This window comes from Acidianus infernus (genome assembly GCF_009729545.1).
Classification (GTDB): Archaea; Thermoproteota; Thermoprotei_A; order Sulfolobales; family Sulfolobaceae; genus Acidianus; species Acidianus infernus.
In genome coordinates, this window is record NZ_WFIY01000004.1 from 832,677 (window position 1) to 851,558 (window position 18,882).

The window sequence follows — 18,882 nt, forward strand, 5'->3', positions numbered from 1 at the left end:
TTAGTTGTTAGTCTCCTTCTTGGTGAGTTAAGTGACAAGTAGACTTGAAATTTTAGGTGCAATATATAATGGAATTCCAAAAGATGCAGGAATAACTAGAATAGAGTTTGAAGGGCCAGAAATAGCTGTATATGTAAAAAATCCAAATTTTCTAACTAATGGTGGAGATATTATAAAGAAAATAGCCAAAGAAATAAAGAAAAGAATTGTTGTAAAAGCCGATAAAAGCGTGAGAAAAGATGAAAAAGAAGCAATAGAAATAATAAAGAACATTGTACCGAAAGAAGCAGAAATAACTGACATAAAGTTTGACGAAGATTTAGGAGAAGTATTAATAAAAGCTAAGAAACCTGGATTAGTAATAGGAAAAGGAGGTTTAATACAGCAAAGAATATTCCTTGAAACTTTCTGGAAACCAGAAATAATTAGAGAGCCGCCAATAAAATCTAAGACTATAGAGAATGTCATAACTCACATATATAATGAAACAGAATATAGAGCGAAAATCCTGAAGACTTTTGGAGATAGAATACATAGAGAAGTATTATTTAAGGATAGATATGTTAGAATCACAGCATTAGGTGCTTTTCAAGAAATAGGCAGATCAGCAATATTAGTAGAGACTCCAGAGAGTAGAGTTTTACTTGATACTGGAGTAAATCCAAGCGTCAATTTCGGAGAAAGAATGTTTCCTAAATTAGACATAGACCAGCTTAGATTAGAAGACTTAGATGCTGTAGTAATAACTCATGCGCATTTAGATCACTGCGGTATGGTTCCCTACCTATTTAAGTATGGATATGAAGGTCCAGTTTATACAACTCCACCAACTAGGGATGTTATGGCTTTAATGCAATTAGACTTATTGGACGTTGCAGAGAAAGATGGAAGACCTTTACCTTACAGCGCAAAAGAAGTGAGAAAAGAGCTTCTTCATACAATAACATTGGATTACGAGGAAGTTACTGACATCGCACCAGATATAAGGTTAACATTCTATAATGCTGGACACATTTTAGGCTCAGCAATGGTTCATTTACATATAGGCGAAGGAACTCATAACATTGTATACACTGGAGACTTCAAGTATGCAAAAACTAGACTATTAGATAGAGCTACTAGTGAATTCCCTAAGGTTGATACATTAATCATGGAGACAACTTACGGTGCTCAAGAGCAAACTAGTAGGGAGGAATCTGAAAAACAGCTAATAGATATTATAAATAATACAATAAACAGAGGAGGCAAAGTCCTTATTCCAGTCTTAGCAGTAGGAAGGGGTCAAGAAATGATGTTAGTAATAAATAATGCGCTAAAGAACAAATTAATACCAGAAGTTCCAGTATACGTGACTGGATTATTCGATGAGGTTACTGCAATACACACTGCTTATCCAGAGTGGTTAAGTAGAGAAGTTAGAGATGCGATACTTTATAAGGATGAGAATCCTTTCGTTTCGGATCAATTTAAGAGGATAGAAGGATATAGGGAAGATATTGCACAAGGAGAACCTTCCATTATTTTAGCAACATCTGGTATGCTTAACGGCGGACCCGCGGTGGAGTTCTTTAAAGCTATGGCTCCAGATCCAAAGAATTCTATAGTATTTGTAAGCTACCAAGCGGAAGGAACTTTGGGTAGAAAGGTAAGGGATGGAGCAAAAGAAGTACAAATAATCGGAAGAGACGGAAGAGTAGAAAACATACAAATTAATATGGAAGTAAAAGTAGTTGATGGTTTCTCAGGGCACTCAGATAGGAGACAACTACTAAAGTTCTTACACGACTTAACTCCTAAGCCTAAAAATATCATTCTAGATCATGGAGAATATAATTCAATGATGGCCTTTAAGAGACTTATAGATAATCCTAAAGAGAAGGAAAGGCTTGGAATTAAAGGGGCAAACATCTACACTCCTGCAATACTCGATAGCTTAAGAGTCGTATAAGATGTTACAAGACGGATTTAATTTTTTAAACCAAAATAGCCTTTAATATTTTGTAAAGGGCCCGTCGTCTAGCCTGGTTAGGACGCTGCCCTGACGCGGCAGTAATCCTGGGTTCAAATCCCAGCGGGCCCACTTTGAGGCTGTTATGTTTTATTTGTAAATTTAACTCGTGCAACAATAGGCATTAAAATATGCAGCGCTAATTTAGGTGAGGTTGCTAATAATTACCTTTCCTATAACTGAAAATATTCCGCTAATTATTATTAATATTCTGCCTATTAATGATATTAAAGTCGGTATTTGATGTAAAAATATAAATGCAAATAGCATTGCGAATACTGATCTAGATAGCTTAGAACTGACGATAATTGAATATTTATTTTAGCAAGTGCATCATATCATAGGAATAAAGCTAGTAAAGCATTTACTAACGTTGCAATGGTAACTATTATTAATACTATTTAACGTTAAATTGAATCTTAGTATTAAAAGGAAAGATGAGGTGACGATTGTAGATATTATCGTCTGATAAAATACTAGCTCTTTAGGATTTACAAAATAGGGGTTAAGGGGGAGAAAAGCCTAGGGAATGAATAGCCCCCTTATAGATTTAAATATTCGTTTATCTATTAGTGACGTTAATGACGCTCCTCTCCAGCTCAAGTATGAGCAACCAGCAATAAGGGACTAGGTGAATGAAAGTTACTCACTCTTCCAATGCTCTGAGCCACCCGAATCGATGGTGGGAACTATGAGCCCCTTGGGAGGGAACCCTTCAGGAGGAAGTCAGTATTCCAGTAGACATTTTGCTAGTAACGGCTAGGAGTCCATAAAAATTCCGCTGGCTAGTACACTTAGACTACCAATACTAACGTTAAGAGCTGTTGGATCGATTATTATGAATACTTTGTCATTCATAAAGTGGGTTAGCGTATTTTCATTTAAAAAGATATTATTAAAATAAATATAATAGCGCTTAAACTATAAAAAGTCCTTCACTCGAACATTATAATTTCACATTCTTATAAGAACGACAGAGTCGTATTGCGGATCAATATTTACATTTATGATCCTAAGTTTATTATCTCCTTCATTATTATTCAATGCTTCTTTTAATTCAGCAGTTGAATTTACGTCAATTGCGCCTAAGAATTTTAAATCTATATTAATTGAAGACCAGCTTCTTTTTATTGTAGGTGCATCGGATGCTGTAGTATCTAAATATGTGGAAGCCTTATCATTAAACACTATTAATGTTCCTTTAGCCTCATCTCTCTTTGATTGTAATAGTCCTAAGTTTCTAGTAATCGAAGGTAAATCTGTTACTCCTAAAGCGTTTTTATCCTTAGACTGTATAACTCCTGCTATTCCTAAACCTTTAGAAATAATACTTTCTGAAGTGAACCATACTGGTTTATCAACAGGATATCTTATCATGTCGAAAGTTACTGCAGACAAGTCTACAAAGATTTTACTAAACTTAAAGTCTGTCAGCGTCTTAACTACATCCCAAGGCCATAATCCACTATGAGTTCTTAATTCTGGCTCCTTTTTAGATCTAAGAATCTCGTACCTTATGCCTCTATCAATTTTATCTTTAATCTTCTGCTTTAGTAATACAAGTAGCTCCTTTAAGAATAGACCAGTATCTGCCACTATGGGTAAATGAGGCATGATTACTTTTCCTATATCTTCGCCATCAATGTTATTATGCATTGTAAATCCCTTGAATTTCATTGACCATCCACCGGTAGACAATTGAGTTAATCTAGTTCCTAAGAAAAGAATTGAATCAGCTTCTGCCAGAAGCTTATTGCCTATATCTGTTCCTATTATGCCTAATCCTTCTCCTGCAAAAAGTTGGTGAGATGCAGGAAAACTTCCTTTGCCTTTTATTGTAGTAATTACTGGTGCATCAAGTAGTTCTGCAAGTTCTATTAATTCATTATGAGCCTCGCTAGTTATAACACCGTATCCAGCAACTATTACTGGAAGCTTTGAGTTTGATAAAACCTCGGCTACTTTTGCTACAGTATTCTTATCTGGAGTTCTCTTTTCAGGTTTTTGTTCCGCAGGAGATAATGGATAAGCCTTCATCTTGAAAAGGTCTTCAGCTATTTCAACGAAGGCCGGCCTCGGTCTATTGCTTAAAGCCTCTTTATTTGCCTTCTCTACAGTTACTGTTATCTCCTCGATACTTATTGCTCTTTCTCTCAATTTAGTAATTGGTGCTAGAGTAGAGCTTAAGTCATCTGGGGTTCTTAATTCTCCTACTCTTGCTCTACCTACATCTCTATATGATCTTAAACTACCTATAATTAAAAGTGGAACTGAATCAGCATAAGCTTGTGCTATTACATCGATTCCATTAAGTATTTCTGTTCCTGGTATCTGAATTACTACTCCTGCAGTATTATTTTCCATTGCATAGGTTTCTGCTAAAAGTAACGCATCCCTTGAATTTAATGAAATATCTTGTTCTATTTCATATTCTTTTAATCTTTCTCTTAAATTTTCAGGAAGACTAATAGTTGTAAATACTTTTTTTGTGCCTATTTCTTTTAAAACATAAGCTAAAGCTTCATCTCCGGTCATTTCTTTTCCTACAGTCTCTTCCTTTCTTTTAGGCGCGCTCAAATAATCACCAAAGAATTAACGGTGTTTAAAAAATTTAAATTTAAGATTAAGGTCTCATATCTACGAAGATTTGGATAGGTTAAAAATATAGAAGATTTTGCTATCATAAACTTGTGAGCTAATTGATAAGTTTTAACTCAGTTGGAGAAGTCTTAGAAGAACTGAGGAAAATATCAGATTTTGTAATAATAGGAGATACAATAGTAGATCTACTTTTAAAGAGAAAGGGAACTGAAAGCGATGTAGATATATTTCCCACTGAAATAAGTGCTATAGCTGAAGGAGAAAAATATAGGGAATTAGCTGAAGAAAAAAATTGGGACTTTGGTTCAACACCTATAGATACTCCTAGAATAATAGTCCCAGTAGAAGAAGGTCAATTGCAAATTGATATTTATGATAATATCCAAGATTTCTTTGTACCACAAGAGATACTAAATAGTGCAGAAGAAATGAAAATTGGAAAATTCACATTTAAGGTAATAAGACTTGAAGATTACATATTGTTAAAAGTTAATGCTTATAGAGAAGAAGACGAGGATGAGCTGAAAGGCATTCTATATTATATAGCTGAAGGAAAATTAAAAATAAACAAGGATTACCTTGAAAAACACATAGAATTATTTGAAGAAAATGCTAATAGTATAAAAGAAAGACTTAAGGATATTGGTTTTAGGCTTTCTTAGCTGGTAGTTCTTTCTTTTTGATTCTTAAATTCCTACTATGACATCTTCTGCATTTAGTAGCTTTTATTGAGTTTAAAGCACCGCAGTTTCTACAAACTTTTTTAATGAACACTCTTTCTTGGACTATTCTGAGCTTTTCAGGATCGGTAATAGGCATTTATATAACCCGCTACTTATATATCTGACAAGATTCATAAATATTGCGGTAATAGTGGAGCGTGGATTTGGATGAAAATTCCCCTTGATTATTTGTGTGTAAAAAGTGGCCTGCTTTGCAATAGATGCCAGAGTCTTGTAGATAGTGGAGAGGTAGATAGTTTTGAAGTAAAGGTAATGCAAGCTCTTTTAGAATTAGAGGAGACTCAATTTAAAGAATTGAAAGACTCAACATATTATAAGGCAATTAAGGTAAATGATCTTTTAATCCTTTTAGTTGGGAGTGGTCCGTCTATGACCATACAAAAGTGGATAAAGGTCGCTAAAGCTCTACAAGATAAGCTTCATATGAAAGTAAGGATAATAGAAAAGACTAACAATATTAAGAATAGTGCAATACAATTACTTTCACCCGCAAGAGTTTTAGGAGTTAATACTGTATGGTTGCCCGACGGTTCTGTTCAATACGTGATAAGAGTTTCAAAAAGCGAAAGAAAATTATTGCCTGCCGACTCTAACATCTTAGAATCAGCTTTATCAAAAATTCATGATACAAGAGTTAAGATAAGGGTTGAGTAAATGCTTAAGTCCGATTTTGTAGCAGAAATATCTCCAGAGCAAGATGGGAAGGAAGTTACAGTAGCAGGATGGGTTCACACTATAAGAGATCTAGGAGGAAAGAAATTTATATTACTTAGAGATAGGTCAGGCTTAGGTCAAATAGTTATTGATAAAAGTAATACGAAAGCTTTTGAATTAAGCAAAGATTTAACTCAAGAATCAGTGATCTTAGTTAAAGGTATAGTAAAAGCTGATAAGAGAGCTCCAAACGGAGTAGAAATACACGCAAATGAACTTGAAATTTTAAGTAAAGCAAAAGCTCCTCTTCCGTTGGACGTTTCTGGGAAAGTTAACGCAGATTTGGATACTAGACTTAGGGAAAGGCTATTGGATCTAAGAAGATTGGAAATGGAAGCTGTGATAAAAATACAATCTGAGGCTATAAGAGCCTTTAGAGAGTATCTATACTCACAAAAATTTGTTGAAATTTTTACACCTAAGATAATTGCTACTGCAACTGAAGGAGGAGCACAACTATTTCCAGTTATATATTTTGGCAAAGAAGCATTCTTAGCTCAAAGCCCACAGCTTTACAAGGAACTATTAGCTGGAACAATTGAAAGAGTATTTGAAGTCGCTCCGGCTTGGAGAGCTGAAGAGTCTGATACACCTTATCACTTATCAGAATTCTTAAGTGCAGATATTGAAGTAGCATTTGCAGATTATAATGATATAATGAACATTGTTGAAAATACATTAGACTTTATGGTAAATAAGGTAAGAAATAATTGTCAAAAAGAATTGAAAATACTCAATCATACTTTACCAGAGATTAAAAAACCTATTAGGAGGATAACCTATTCTGAAGCAATAGAGATATTGCAAAGCGCTGGAGTTAATATAAAATTTGGGGATGATATAGGAACACCTGAGCAAAGAATTCTCCACCAGAAATTAAATGAAGATTTATATTTCATAATTGACTGGCCTTCTACTGCTAGACCATTTTACACAAGAAGGAAAAGTAATAATCCTGAATTAAGCGAAAGCTTTGATTTAATTTATAGATGGGTTGAAATAGCCTCTGGAAGCAGTAGAAACTACAAGAGGGAAGTTCTAGAAGAAGAATTAAAGTCTAGAGGACTAAATATAGCAAGTTTTGAGTTCTTCTTAAAATGGTTTGATTATGGAATGCCTCCTCATGCTGGTGTGGGAATAGGAGTACAAAGACTAATGATGCTTTTCACCGGATTACAAAACGTAAAAGAAATCTCGTTATTCCCAAGGGATAAGAAAAGACTTGTTCCTTAGGTTATTTTTCTTGCATCTATATTTAATAGTTCCACTAGAAAAACTGTAGCATACATTCCCCTATCTAATGCAAAAGATATTTCGTTATTTTTCTCATCAGCTTTTAGACTTCTTACTTTCGTAAACGCTTTTCTAACCAGTTGTGGCTTATTTATTTTCAACTCTTTTATCTTAAAATTACTTGGATCTATTCCTTCTTCATCATAAATTTCTTTACATATTTCATCACATTTTCGTATATCAGAATATATGCCTAAAACAGAGTTTTTCCCTATATCATTCATTTTTCTAGATAAAAACTTATTGAACAAATAACTTTGATACGCTTCAACATAAAAACTTAGAGGAATAAACGAGTTTTTTAACGCTAAAAAGAAATTATTATCCTTGATAAGATTCTTCAGAAGTACTCTTTCCTGTTTAAATTTACTTGGTATGAAACTTAATGCCTCCTTGTAATTTCCTTCCATTATCATTTTTCTTAAATCTTTCATTAAATCTGACTCTGAGTAAAAAGGGTAAGCTAATATAGACATTACTGCATTATACCAATCTTTTTTAACAATATAATAACCTATGACATGAGTCATGGGTCTCCTAGTTCCAAACCTTTGATAGCCTACAAAGGCTGGGATAAAAGGATCTTTATTAATTACCTTAATCCTTTCTATTACTTCATCAAATTTAGAAGTTACAAGTTTTATTGTGAATATATTTCCTGTATGGTTGAACTTTTGATTTGAATAACCAAGAAATTTTAGCTTAATCCCATCACTTTCAAATTCTTGCACAGTAGATGAAGAATCTGTGTAAACTATTTGGGATGTGATTGCATTAGTGTCCTTTATTCCTATATAGTTAACTTTTCTCTTCAAAATTTTAGTTAATTCATACATTGCGGTAAAATGATCAACATTAGTCTTCTCTAGAAGATATACTGCGTATTTCCCAGATTTTTCTCCTTTCCATTCAATGCACGGTTTGTAGTTTATTTCTTCTATTACTCTAAAACCTTCTGGTCTAGGTATTTCTGCATCAATTGTAGGCCATTCGTGTAAATGTCTTTCAATTCCTACTGCAATATCAATGGAATTTATAGTAATTTTAGATCACCGGTTATTGAATCTATTAAGGAGTCTTCACAAGGACCTATACCCGCACAAGTTATAGTCCCAGGTTCAACTTGAGTTTTTCCTGCATCTTGGATTATACTTACTGGTAAATTTTTTTGCCTGGCAAGTTCTGCTCTCTTCAGCAGTTCCTCAAGGTTTTCGACTTTTACAACTATCTTAGGCTGACCTTCATTTATCCATTCTTTAAGGCAAGATTTCCAGATATTATTATTGGAATTTAAAATATCTAAAACTAGAGAAACTGCTGCATGAGCAACCTGGGCAGCAATCTTACCTTTGCCCATTTTTATGTCATTCCGTACCATTATCACCATTTTCATAAATCCTAAGTAATCTGACACTTTTATAAACTCTCCAGAGTTGATATTTAGAGGGAAATAAAATTGTCAGTCAAGCTTAGTTTAAGAGAAGAAATAGAGCCTCCAGTTTGCAGTAGTTGTGGAAGAATTATACATCCTAGAGAGAGAGGAGTAGCATTTTATTGCCCTAATTGTGGTGAAGTCTTGATATTAAGGGATAAATACTGTAGATTACAAGGGGTAGAATATACTTGTCCTAAGTGCGGTTTTACTGGACCTTAAGAGGGGATTATAAAATGACAGATGTTTTGGTAGTACTAAAAGTATTTCCTGATAGCGATGAGGTTAATTTAGATAAGTTAGCAGAGGAAATATCTAAGAAACTTCCTCAAAATTATTCCATAGTGAGAAAAGAGACTGAACCTATAGCTTTTGGTTTACAAGCTCTAGTTCTTTACGTTAAAATGCCAGAAGAGACTGAAGGAGGAACAGATACGCTTGAAGAAATTGCTTCTAATGTAGAAGGAGTAAGTCATGCCGAAGTAGTTGGAATAACGAGGCTCGGCTTTTAATAAGTTAATCTCTTTTATCTAGTTTTCCATATATTTTAGTGGAGATCATATTTGGCAACCAGTTCTTCTGCTGAAGAACCCAGGAAGCGTGAGCTTATATTAAAAGTTGTTGAAGCTAGACAAAAGGATGTAGGAAGAGGAAAAGTAAGGATAGACTTAGATTTGCTATCTCAAATCGATGTTAGTCCAGGGGACGTTGTAGAAATTGAAGGACAGAGAAAAACAGCAGCAATTGCATGGCCATTATCTGCCGATGATTATACTGGAGAGAAAGATATAATAAGAATGGACGGAATAACAAGGAAAAACGCTGGAGTATCCATAGGAGATAAAGTAATAGTAAGGAAGGCTACTGTAAAACCTGCAACGTCTGTAAAGCTAGCACCATCTAACTTCTCCATTACCGTAGATCCAGGTTTTGTTGCGTATGTTAAGAAAAAATTGAAAGAATTTCCATTAGTAGAAGGAGATACTGTGCTAATACCAGTACTTGGGCAAGCTATACCATTTACTGTAATTCAAGTAAGGCCTGCAGGAATTGTAATGGTTACTGATGAGACTAGTATAAACATAAGCGATAAACCAGTTGAACAGACTAGGTATCCAAGAGTAACTTATGAAGATATAGGAGGATTAAAGAATATAATACAAAAAGTAAGGGAACTTGTAGAATTACCATTAAGACATCCAGAATTGTTCAAAAGGTTAGGAATAGAACCGCCAAAGGGAGTATTACTTTATGGTCCTCCAGGCACAGGAAAGACGTTGTTAGCAAAGGCTGTAGCAAATGAAACAGACGCATATTTCACTTCAATTAACGGACCAGAAATAATGAGCAAGTTTTATGGTGAAAGCGAACAAAGACTAAGAGAAATATTTGAAGATGCTAAAAAGCATGCCCCGGCTATAATTTTCATAGATGAGATAGACGCAATAGCGCCTAAGAGAGACGAAGTAATAGGAGAAGTAGAAAGGAGAGTAGTAGCGCAACTATTAACTTTAATGGACGGATTAGAGAGTAGAGGCAATGTAATAGTAATTGCGGCAACTAATAGACCAAACGCAGTAGACCCTGCACTTAGAAGGCCAGGAAGATTTGATAGAGAAATAGAAATACCTTTACCAGATAAGCAGGGAAGATTAGAGATTCTTCAAATACATACTAGAAATATGCCATTAGCTAAAGATGTAGATCTAGAAAAATTAGCAGAAGTTACTCACGGATATACTGGTGCAGATTTAGCTGCGTTAGTAAGAGAAGCAGCAATGAACGCCCTAAGGAGATACTTACCAAAGATAGATATTACGTTGGACAAGATTCCACCAGAAATTTTGGAATCGATGGAAGTAAAGATGGAAGATTTCATGAACGCCCTAAAGGAGATAGTACCTAGTGGAATGAGAGAAATTTACATTGAAGTACCAGAGGTAAGATGGGATGATATTGGCGGGCTAGGGGATATAAAGGAAGAATTGAGAGAAGTTGCCGAGTACCCACTAAAGTTCCAAGAATACTACGAGATGACTGGAATTGAACCGCCTAAGGGAATCTTACTATTTGGTCCTCCAGGTACTGGAAAAACAATGTTAGCTAAGGCTGTAGCAACTGAGAGCGGAGCAAACTTCATTGCAGTAAGAGGCCCAGAAGTATTATCAAAATGGGTAGGAGAAAGCGAGAGAGCAATAAGAGAGATCTTTAGAAAAGCTAGAATGTACGCCCCAACGGTAATATTCTTCGACGAAATAGATGCAATAGCGCCTATGAGAGGAATGTCACCAGATACTGGCGTAACCGAAAGAATCGTTAATCAGTTATTAGCAGAAATGGACGGAATAGAAAAACTTGATAATGTAGTAATAATTGCGGCAACTAATAGACCAGATATATTAGATCCTGCGCTATTAAGACCAGGTAGATTTGAAAAATTAATATACGTACCACCACCAGATAAGCAGGCAAGGTATGAAATATTAAGAGTTCATACTAAGAAGGTAGTACTAGGAGAAGATGTTAACCTAGAAGAAATTGCAGAGAAGACTGATGGATATACTGGTGCAGATTTAGCTGCGTTAGTAAGAGAAGCAGCAATGATAGCAATAAGAGAAGGAATGAAAACTTGCATAGATAAGATAAATAATCTATGCCCACCAACTGATACCGACTGTCGTGACGCTAAAATGAAAGAATGCATGAAAGGTTCTAGTGTTAAAATAGAAATGAGGCATTTTGAAGAGGCATTGAAGAAAGTGAAGCCATCCGTATCTCAGGATATGATACAATTCTATCAATCTTGGTTAGAGAAAGCTAGACAGCAACTACCAAGACAAGTGTTAAAGCCTTCGACATACACGTGATCTGCATGTGGAGGGAAGTTCCATTAACCCATATTATTTTAGAGAAACTTAGAAAATTAGAAGGACCCATAAAGGACGACGATCTTTATAATGATGTGAGAAAATCAGTAGACTATGAAGTTCCATTTGGAGATTTTTTAAGAGCTTTAATGTCATTAGAAATTAGGGGTTATATTTCAGTATCATTAATTAGGGAAAATTCCAGAATGATAACTTATATAGGTGATAAGGAATAGGAGTAGACCTTGCTGATTTAGTAAAAGAAATAAAAAGAGAAGTTCAGCTAAGTGAATTAAAAGGGAAGAAAGTAAGTATAGATGCTTATAACGCGATTTACCAGTTTTTAACTGCAATAAGACAGCCAGACGGTACCCCGCTAATGGACTCTCAAGGGAGAGTTACTAGCCATCTCAGTGGAATATTTTATAGAACAATAAGCCTTTTAGAAGAAGGAGTAATCCCAATTTACGTATTTGATGGAAAACCGCCAGAACTTAAAGCTCAAGAATTAGAAAGAAGGAGAAAAATAAAGGAAGAAGCGGAGAAAAAATTGGAAAAAGCTAAAGAAGAAGGAGAAACAAAGGAATTAAAGAAGTATTCGCAAATGGCAACTAGGTTAACTAACGATATGGCGGAAGAAAGTAAAAAACTTTTAGAGGCAATGGGAATTCCAGTAGTACAAGCTCCTAGCGAAGGAGAAGCCGAAGCTGCATATTTATGTAGTCAAGGATATACCTGGGCAGCGGCTAGTCAGGATTACGATTCTTTACTTTTTGGTGCAAATAAATTAATTAGAAATTTAACCTTAACCGGAAAGAGGAAATTACCTAAAAAAGATGTATATGTAGAAATTAAGCCAGAACTTATAGAGCTTGAGAGTTTGCTTAAAAAGCTCGGGATTACTAGAGAACAGCTAGTTGATATAGGAATACTAATAGGAACTGATTATGACCCTGACGGAATAAAGGGAATAGGGCCAGTTACTGCTCTAAGAATAATAAGGAAATACGGAAATATAGAAAAAGCTGTAGAAAAAGGAGAATTACCGAAATACATTCTTGATCTTAATATTAATGAAATTAGATCCATCTTTCTTAATCCGCCAGTAGTTAAGCCTGAGAGTTCTTTAGATCTAAAAGAGCCTAACGAAGAAGAAATTAAGAAAATCCTCATAGATGAGCATAACTTTAGTGAGGATAGAGTAACTAATGGAATCGAAAGACTGATTAAAGCCGGTAAAGAAGCTAAAGGAGCTAGCAGACAGAGCGGATTAGATCAGTGGTTTTAGCACTTTAAATTGTTATTATAATTAGGTTTATATGTTAGGTGTCCAATAATTTATAGTGTCAAACTTACCATACTTCCCAGTAATATTAGACCTAGAAAAGTTTAGAATCCTAGTAATTGGAGGAGGAAAAGTAGGAAGTAAAAGAGCATTAAAATTTCACAAGTACAGTAAAAATGTAACGGTTATTAGTGAAAACTTTTCAGAAGACTTGCTTAATTCTCCAATAGAAAAAATAAAAATGAATGCAGAAAATTTATCCGAGGATTTCTTAAAGAGATACGATATAATTGTCACTGCAACTAACAATAAAGAATTAAACTCTAAATTATGTGATTTAGCAAAGAAACTAGGAAAATTATGTAATAATCCAACAAATCCAGAAGATTCAAACTTTATTGTACCAATTTTTTATTCTGATGAAAATTACGAAATTGCTGTAACCACTTATGGCAAATCTAGTCTTGTTTCAGAGTTTATACTTAATGAAATCCTTGATAACCTTTCTCATAAGAAAGATTTTGTAAACTTGTTGACGAATGCTATGGCTAGAGTTAAGGAAATTGCAAAGAAAAAAATTAATGATCCCTCACTTAGGTTTACATTGTATTATAAAATATTTTATGATAAGTTATTTTCAGATTTTTTAATTAATGGAAAATATAATGAAGCAATAAATAGGGCGGAGGAGATAATGAATGAGTATATTAAATGAAATCGAAAATAGATACTTTGCAATAATATACACTTACAAGACAATTGGATTTGATAACTTATCTTCTCATTATCTAAGAGAGAACGAAATATCATTAATTCATAACATTGTCGGCTCGCAAATGGCTATAATACAAACATGTAATAGAATAGAAATTTACTTATATTCTGAGGATCCTGATACTCCAACTAAACTATTAAATTTTCTTGACCAAGTACATGGTAAGAAAATAAGCATTGATGCTACAATTCTTACTGGAAGTAAAGCTATAGAACACTTATTTGAGGTAGCATCAGGAATAGATTCAATGGCAATAGGAGAATATGAAATATTAAGTCAAGTAAGACTTTCTTTGGAAAATGCAAAAAAATTACATATGATAGGAAAAGAACTGGAGATTTTATTTGAGAGAGCGATAAAAGTAGGAAGGAGAGTTAGGCAACAGACAAACATCTCTAAAGGAAAAGTAGGTTTATATTCTATAGCTATAGAATTAGCAAAAACTAGAGTCGACTTAAAGACTGCAAATATAGCAGTAATAGGTGCAGGGCAAATAGGAAGTAGATTAGTATCAATGCTAAACTCCGAGGGTGCTAAAAACGTTACTATTCTAAATAGAACTATTGAAAAAGCTAAAGAACTAGCAGAGAAGTATGGTTATTCTTACTCAAACTTAGACTTTTCAAAGCTTGCCGATTTTGATGTAATATTTTCTGCAATATTTTACCCTAGAGTTATAAGGATTGACAATAAGTTTATAATAGATTTATCGTCACCACCAATATTTCAAGGTAATGAAGTATATACTTTGAAGAATTTGCAACAAATATCTGAGGAAATAAGGAAAAAGAGATTAAGCGAATTGAGTAAAGCAAAAGATATTATAGAAGAAGGAATAAGAGACTTTATACTAGATTACGAAAATTTAAAGTATGATATGATTGTATCGCAAATAATGAAAAATATAGAGGAAATTAGACAAAATGAAGTAAAGAAAGCATTAAAAGAACTTAACGGTGATAACGCAGAAGAAGTACTTAATGCTATGACTAAGTCTATGGTAAAGAAAATGTTTTATCCATTGTTATCTAAAATTAAAGAAGCTGTAAGAAATAATGAGACAAACTACATTAACTTGATCTTAGAATTATTTAATAATGGCAAGCTTTCCGATAGTAAGACCAAGAAGATTGAGGAAAAACAAGTTAATAAGAGATATGATAGCAGAAACCAGTCTAACTGAAAAAAATCTAATTTTACCAATTTTTATCAAAGAAGGTATTTTAGAAGAAGAAGAAATAAAGAGCATGCCAGGAGTATTTCGTTATCCCCCTAATGATAAATTAATAAAATTCGTAGAGAGCAGTTATGATAATGGAATAAGGAATGTTATACTTTTTGGAATTCCAAAGTATAAAGATGATATTGCTTCCTCAGCTTACGATAAAAATGGAGTAATACAAACGAGCGTTAGACTACTTAAAGATACTTTTGGAGATAAACTAATTGTAATAACAGATGAGTGTACAGACGAGTATACTTCTCATGGCCATTGTGGAATAGTAAAGTACAATAGTAAAGGAGAATATCTAGTTGATAATGACGAAAGTTTAAAGATACATGCTAAAATAGCTCTTTCTCAAGCAGAAGCAGGTGCAGATATTATAGCTCCGTCAAGTATGATGGATGGAGTTGTAGGAGCTATTAGGAAGGTTCTAGATGAAAACGGCTATACTGATACACTAATAATGTCATATAGCGTAAAATATGCTTCAACATTTTATTCTCCATTTAGAGATGCAGCATATTCAAAACCAGCATTTGGCGATAGAAAATCATATCAAATGGATCCTAGAAACGCATATGAAGCATTAAAGGAAGCTAAGCTTGACATAGAAGAAGGCGCAGATATATTAATGGTAAAGCCTGCACATACTTATCTAGACGTAATTAGATTAGTTAAAGACAATTTCCCTGACTATCCATTAGCAGCTTATCACGTCAGTGGTGAGTACTCAATGATTAAAGCTGCAGCACTAAATGGATGGATAGATGAAAGGATTGCAGTATTAGAAATAACTACGGCAATAAGAAGAGCAGGAGCTGATTTAATACTCACATATTATGCTAATGACATTGCAAAGTGGCTTAAGGAGGGATTACCGTTTTGAGTAGTGAGTTATGGAAAGAGGCTTTAAGGTATTTTCCAGGAGGAGTAAATAGCCCAGTTAGAGCTGCAGTAAAGCCTTATCCGTTTTACGTAAGCTATGGAAAAGGGGCATATATCTATACTGAAGATGGAAATTCCTTAATTGATTACGTATTAGGTTATGGCCCTTTAATTTTAGGTCATGCAAACGAATATGTAAAAGAGAAAGTTATAGAGCAAATAGAGAAAGGTTGGCTTTTCGGTATTCCATCACGTGTAGAAATAGAGCTTGCTAAAAAGATTTCTTTGCACATGCCTTCAATAGAAAAAATCAGATTTGTAAACAGCGGTACAGAAGCAACTATGAATGCAATAAGGCTGGCTAGAGGTTATACTAAGAGAGATAAAATATTGAAGTTTAATGGAAACTATCATGGAGCTCATGATTATGCATTAGTTGATGCAGGAAGTGCAGCAAGTGAATTCGGAGTTCCTAATTCTGAGGGTATACCAGAAGAGGTATTAAAGACTGTAATTGTATGTGAATATAATGATTTGCAATGCGTTGAAAAGAAGTTAAAAAATGAGGATGTTGCGGCAGTTATCGTGGAACCAGTTATGGGAAATATGGGAGTAATTCCACCAGAAAAAGACTTCTTAAAAGGGCTAAGGGAAATCACTTCAACTTATAATACTCTGCTAATTTTTGATGAAGTAATAACTGGATTTAGACTCTCGATGGGCGGAGCACAAGAATATTTTGGAGTTACAGCCGATCTTACTACCTTGGGTAAGATAATAGGCGGCGGATTCCCAATAGGGGCATTCGGTGGAAAAAGGGAAATTATGGATATGCTTACACCTAGTGGCAAAGTGTTTAACGCTGGAACTTTTAATGCAAATCCTATATCCATGAGCGCGGGCTTAGCTACATTAGAAGTTATGGAGAGAGAAAATGTTATTGAAAAAACGACATATGTTGCAGAAAAGGTTACGGAAGAACTTGAGAGAATAAAATACCCTCACGTTATAAACAGAGTGAAGAACATGTTCCAAATATTCTTTGGAGTTGAAAAAGTTAGCAATGCTACTGAAGCTAGAAGGGCAAAAAAGGAAGTATATCTACAATTCCAGATAAACTTAATGAAAAACGGAGTTTACTTCCCGCCAAGCCAATTTGAATCAGTCTTCACGTCATTAGCGCATTATGATGATAATATAATTAGTGATACAATTCTTGCTATCAAAAAATCAAGTGAGTTAAGTTGATTAGAATTGCTGCTAGAAATAGTCAACTTAGCCAAGTTCAAGTTAAGGTAGTTTCAGACTACTTAAATAAGCTTGGATACAAAACTGAATTTATTGGAGTAAAAACTAAGGCTGATTTGTTTGCTAATGAACCTTTGTATAAGCTAGGAAAAGGCGTATTTGAGAAAGAAGTTAACGAATACGTAATAAGAGGCCTAGCCGACCTGGCTGTTCATAGTATGAAGGATTTAACTAGTAATCTTAGTGAAGAATTAGATATTTTAGCTACAGTAAAAAGAGACTCTCCTTATGACGTTTTAGTCTCAAAAAAGGACGTTTTCGATTTAGATAGTGGCTCTGTTGTAGGAACTAGTAGCATCAGGAGAAAGAATTTCATGACATTTTTGAGGCCAGACATTTTAGTTAAAGACTTAAGGGGAAATATAGATACTAGGATTAAGAAATATACTTCTGGAGAGTATGAAGGAATAATAATAGCTGAAGCATCTATACTTAGATTAAATTTGAATATTAATTATTTCAAGCTTAATCCCATTGATTTTACTCCAGAGGCTAATCAAGGAATAATAGCTGTTGTTGGGAAAAAGAATGATGAGAGAATAAGAAAATTATTATCTGAATTACACGACCAACAAACTTTCAATGAGGCAATTGCTGAGAGAAGCACAATTGAAATTGTAGGAGGAGGCTGTCACTCGCCATTCGGAGTGTATTTTGAGCAAATTGATGATAGATTATTAGGCATAGCTAGTTTCTCTAATGGTAAAAAGAAGATTACTGTGACAATTGAAAGAAAAGGCAAGCCAAGAGATGTTGGTCACGAATTAGGAAAATTACTCTTAAGAGAGATGAAGAATGAGGATCTTATTCCTTAGACCAGAAGGTAGCAAAATACCTAAAGTTGATTTTGCGGAAGTTATAAATATACCAATTTTTAGTCCTGTTTGCATAGACTATCCTCCTTTGCCTTTAACAGAAGCTTATGCTTTTACAAGTTCTAATGCGGTAAAGTGCTTTCATGATTTTGATAAAATAAAAGGAAAACAAATCTTCTCTATAGGCAAAAGTACTGCAAAAGAGCTGATAAATTATGGAATTAATTCTCTTTATCCTCCAAATTATGATAGTCTAGACTTGGCGGAGTTCATTAAAAGTAAAGGAATAAAATCATTAACTGCCATAAGAAGTAAGAAGGCCTCTAATGATCTAAAGAATTCGCTTCAGAATATTGAATATCACGAAATTTATGATTATGATACTATTATCAATAAGGAAGAACTAGAAAAAAGTAAAGATTATCTGGAAAATTGTAAGATTGACGTGGTAGTTTTGACTAGCTCTGAAATAGCAAAGGCTGTCGCAAGTTCTCTTAAGAATTGCTATAAGATAATTAGTATAGGCCCTATGACTACTAAGACTATTTTGTCTCTAAGACCAGACCTAAAAATTTTTCAAAGTAAAATATATGATATAGAAGGCGTAATTGACTTAATCAAAAAGGAAGTGAAGTTTCAATGAATGATGTAAGGGATGAATTACTAAAAATTTTGAAAAAAATGGATCCAAACATCGTTGACGATTCTCTGGATATCAAATTTCTTCAACAATATAAAAATAGATACGATGTTTTTGGGCAATTTAAGGACGATAAAGGAATATACGAGTTTGCTCTCAGCTTTGATACTAAGGGTAAAATTTATAGGCAACATATTAACATGATCCAAACGTTAAAGTTAAGGGAAGAGCTTGAAAAGAAATTAAGAGAATAAGGTGAGCAATTGAAGGTAATACTAACAATAATAGATG

Annotated in this window: 20 protein-coding genes and 1 tRNA gene; 17 read left to right on the top strand and 4 right to left on the bottom strand. The window is 34.0% G+C overall.

Features of this window, described 5'->3' with window-relative positions:
- Positions 1-31 precede the first annotated feature (31 nt).
- The gene (locus tag D1867_RS05155; protein ID WP_338077969.1) at positions 32-1,948 is read left to right on the top strand and encodes a beta-CASP ribonuclease aCPSF1; all 1,917 of its coding nucleotides are present in this window, start codon (positions 32-34) and stop codon (positions 1,946-1,948) included.
- A 57-nt stretch (positions 1,949-2,005) separates the two neighbouring features.
- Positions 2,006-2,080 (top strand) — tRNA-Val (locus D1867_RS05160).
- An 882-nt stretch (positions 2,081-2,962) separates the two neighbouring features.
- Here the strand turns inward: D1867_RS05160 and D1867_RS05165 are convergent.
- Positions 2,963-4,585, bottom strand: a complete 1,623-nt coding sequence (locus tag D1867_RS05165; RefSeq protein ID WP_155863067.1) for a thiamine pyrophosphate-binding protein — start codon at positions 4,583-4,585, stop codon at positions 2,963-2,965.
- A 122-nt stretch (positions 4,586-4,707) separates the two neighbouring features.
- Here D1867_RS05165 and D1867_RS05170 point away from each other — a divergent pair, with 122 nt between their 5' ends.
- On the top strand, positions 4,708-5,271 hold the full coding sequence (locus D1867_RS05170) for a nucleotidyltransferase (protein ID WP_155863068.1): 564 nt from the start codon (positions 4,708-4,710) through the stop codon (positions 5,269-5,271).
- Here the strand turns inward: D1867_RS05170 and D1867_RS05175 are convergent.
- Positions 5,258-5,428, bottom strand: coding sequence for a 50S ribosomal protein L40e (locus D1867_RS05175; protein ID WP_155863069.1), 171 nt, complete (start codon positions 5,426-5,428; stop codon positions 5,258-5,260). The two genes, D1867_RS05170 and D1867_RS05175, sit on opposite strands and share 14 nt — an antisense overlap.
- A gap of 71 nt (positions 5,429-5,499) precedes the next feature.
- Between D1867_RS05175 and D1867_RS05180 the strand changes: the two genes are divergently transcribed.
- Positions 5,500-6,006: a transcription elongation factor NusA gene (locus D1867_RS05180; RefSeq protein ID WP_155863070.1), complete on the top strand. Its 507-nt coding sequence runs from the start codon at positions 5,500-5,502 to the stop codon at positions 6,004-6,006.
- Entirely contained in the window at positions 6,007-7,299 is a 1,293-nt protein-coding gene (gene aspS, locus D1867_RS05185; protein WP_155863071.1) for an aspartate--tRNA(Asn) ligase, read from the top strand.
- On the opposite strand, the gene truD is transcribed toward aspS, so the two are convergent.
- Positions 7,296-8,402: a tRNA pseudouridine(13) synthase TruD gene (gene truD, locus D1867_RS12385; RefSeq protein WP_338078101.1), complete on the bottom strand. Its 1,107-nt coding sequence runs from the start codon at positions 8,400-8,402 to the stop codon at positions 7,296-7,298. The two genes, aspS and truD, sit on opposite strands and share 4 nt — an antisense overlap.
- Entirely contained in the window at positions 8,393-8,752 is a 360-nt protein-coding gene (pth2, locus tag D1867_RS05195) for a peptidyl-tRNA hydrolase Pth2 (RefSeq protein ID WP_155863072.1), read from the bottom strand. Before pth2 ends, truD begins: the two co-directional genes overlap by 10 nt.
- A 63-nt stretch (positions 8,753-8,815) precedes the next feature.
- Here pth2 and D1867_RS05200 point away from each other — a divergent pair, with 63 nt between their 5' ends.
- From D1867_RS05200 to D1867_RS05255, 12 genes are read left to right on the top strand one after another with little or no spacing between them, the layout of a single operon-like run.
- The gene (locus D1867_RS05200) at positions 8,816-9,013 is read left to right on the top strand and encodes a zinc finger domain-containing protein (RefSeq protein WP_013775433.1); all 198 of its coding nucleotides are present in this window, start codon (positions 8,816-8,818) and stop codon (positions 9,011-9,013) included.
- A 14-nt stretch (positions 9,014-9,027) separates the two neighbouring features.
- The gene (locus D1867_RS05205; RefSeq protein ID WP_013775432.1) at positions 9,028-9,303 is read left to right on the top strand and encodes an elongation factor 1-beta; all 276 of its coding nucleotides are present in this window, start codon (positions 9,028-9,030) and stop codon (positions 9,301-9,303) included.
- A 51-nt stretch (positions 9,304-9,354) separates the two neighbouring features.
- Positions 9,355-11,658: a CDC48 family AAA ATPase gene (locus tag D1867_RS05210; protein ID WP_155863073.1), complete on the top strand. Its 2,304-nt coding sequence runs from the start codon at positions 9,355-9,357 to the stop codon at positions 11,656-11,658.
- A 5-nt stretch (positions 11,659-11,663) separates the two neighbouring features.
- Positions 11,664-11,894 carry a hypothetical protein gene (locus tag D1867_RS05215; RefSeq protein ID WP_013775430.1) on the top strand — a complete coding sequence of 77 codons (231 nt, stop codon included), beginning with the start codon at positions 11,664-11,666 and terminating at the stop codon, positions 11,892-11,894.
- Entirely contained in the window at positions 11,891-12,946 is a 1,056-nt protein-coding gene (gene fen, locus D1867_RS05220; protein WP_338078102.1) for a flap endonuclease-1, read from the top strand. Before D1867_RS05215 ends, fen begins: the two co-directional genes overlap by 4 nt.
- 55 nt (positions 12,947-13,001) lie before the next feature.
- Positions 13,002-13,658 (top strand): precorrin-2 dehydrogenase/sirohydrochlorin ferrochelatase family protein, encoded by a 657-nt coding sequence (locus tag D1867_RS05225; RefSeq protein ID WP_338077970.1) that lies wholly within the window; start codon positions 13,002-13,004, stop codon positions 13,656-13,658.
- Complete coding sequence (locus tag D1867_RS05230; RefSeq protein ID WP_155863074.1) at positions 13,642-14,901, top strand: glutamyl-tRNA reductase; 1,260 nt, start codon at positions 13,642-13,644, stop codon at positions 14,899-14,901. The genes D1867_RS05225 and D1867_RS05230 overlap by 17 nt, the downstream gene beginning before the upstream one ends.
- Complete coding sequence (gene hemB / locus D1867_RS05235; protein ID WP_155863075.1) at positions 14,816-15,829, top strand: porphobilinogen synthase; 1,014 nt, start codon at positions 14,816-14,818, stop codon at positions 15,827-15,829. The genes D1867_RS05230 and hemB overlap by 86 nt, the downstream gene beginning before the upstream one ends.
- Positions 15,826-17,076 carry a glutamate-1-semialdehyde 2,1-aminomutase gene (gene hemL / locus D1867_RS05240; RefSeq protein ID WP_155863076.1) on the top strand — a complete coding sequence of 417 codons (1,251 nt, stop codon included), beginning with the start codon at positions 15,826-15,828 and terminating at the stop codon, positions 17,074-17,076. Before hemB ends, hemL begins: the two co-directional genes overlap by 4 nt.
- A complete protein-coding gene (gene hemC / locus D1867_RS05245) occupies positions 17,073-17,951 on the top strand; it encodes a hydroxymethylbilane synthase (protein WP_155863077.1) in 879 nt (292 codons plus the stop codon). The genes hemL and hemC overlap by 4 nt, the downstream gene beginning before the upstream one ends.
- Complete coding sequence (locus D1867_RS05250; protein ID WP_155863078.1) at positions 17,932-18,594, top strand: uroporphyrinogen-III synthase; 663 nt, start codon at positions 17,932-17,934, stop codon at positions 18,592-18,594. The genes hemC and D1867_RS05250 overlap by 20 nt, the downstream gene beginning before the upstream one ends.
- Positions 18,591-18,845 (top strand): hypothetical protein, encoded by a 255-nt coding sequence (locus D1867_RS05255; RefSeq protein WP_155863079.1) that lies wholly within the window; start codon positions 18,591-18,593, stop codon positions 18,843-18,845. The genes D1867_RS05250 and D1867_RS05255 overlap by 4 nt, the downstream gene beginning before the upstream one ends.
- The last annotated feature ends 37 nt before the right edge of the window (positions 18,846-18,882 follow it).

Excerpts from the sequence above, each read along its gene's own strand:
- D1867_RS05175 (WP_155863069.1), bottom strand. The coding sequence starts at position 5,428 with ATGCCTATTACCGATCCTGAAAAGCTCAGAATAGTCCAAGAAAGAGTG.
- D1867_RS05180 (WP_155863070.1), top strand. The coding sequence starts at position 5,500 with ATGAAAATTCCCCTTGATTATTTGTGTGTAAAAAGTGGCCTGCTTTGC.
- aspS (WP_155863071.1), top strand. The coding sequence starts at position 6,007 with ATGCTTAAGTCCGATTTTGTAGCAGAAATATCTCCAGAGCAAGATGGG.
- pth2 (WP_155863072.1), bottom strand. The coding sequence starts at position 8,752 with ATGAAAATGGTGATAATGGTACGGAATGACATAAAAATGGGCAAAGGT.
- D1867_RS05205 (WP_013775432.1), top strand. The coding sequence starts at position 9,028 with ATGACAGATGTTTTGGTAGTACTAAAAGTATTTCCTGATAGCGATGAG.
- D1867_RS05215 (WP_013775430.1), top strand. The coding sequence starts at position 11,664 with ATGTGGAGGGAAGTTCCATTAACCCATATTATTTTAGAGAAACTTAGA.
- D1867_RS05230 (WP_155863074.1), top strand. The coding sequence starts at position 13,642 with ATGAGTATATTAAATGAAATCGAAAATAGATACTTTGCAATAATATAC.
- hemB (WP_155863075.1), top strand. The coding sequence starts at position 14,816 with ATGGCAAGCTTTCCGATAGTAAGACCAAGAAGATTGAGGAAAAACAAG.
- D1867_RS05250 (WP_155863078.1), top strand. The coding sequence starts at position 17,932 with ATGAGGATCTTATTCCTTAGACCAGAAGGTAGCAAAATACCTAAAGTT.
- D1867_RS05255 (WP_155863079.1), top strand. The coding sequence starts at position 18,591 with ATGAATGATGTAAGGGATGAATTACTAAAAATTTTGAAAAAAATGGAT.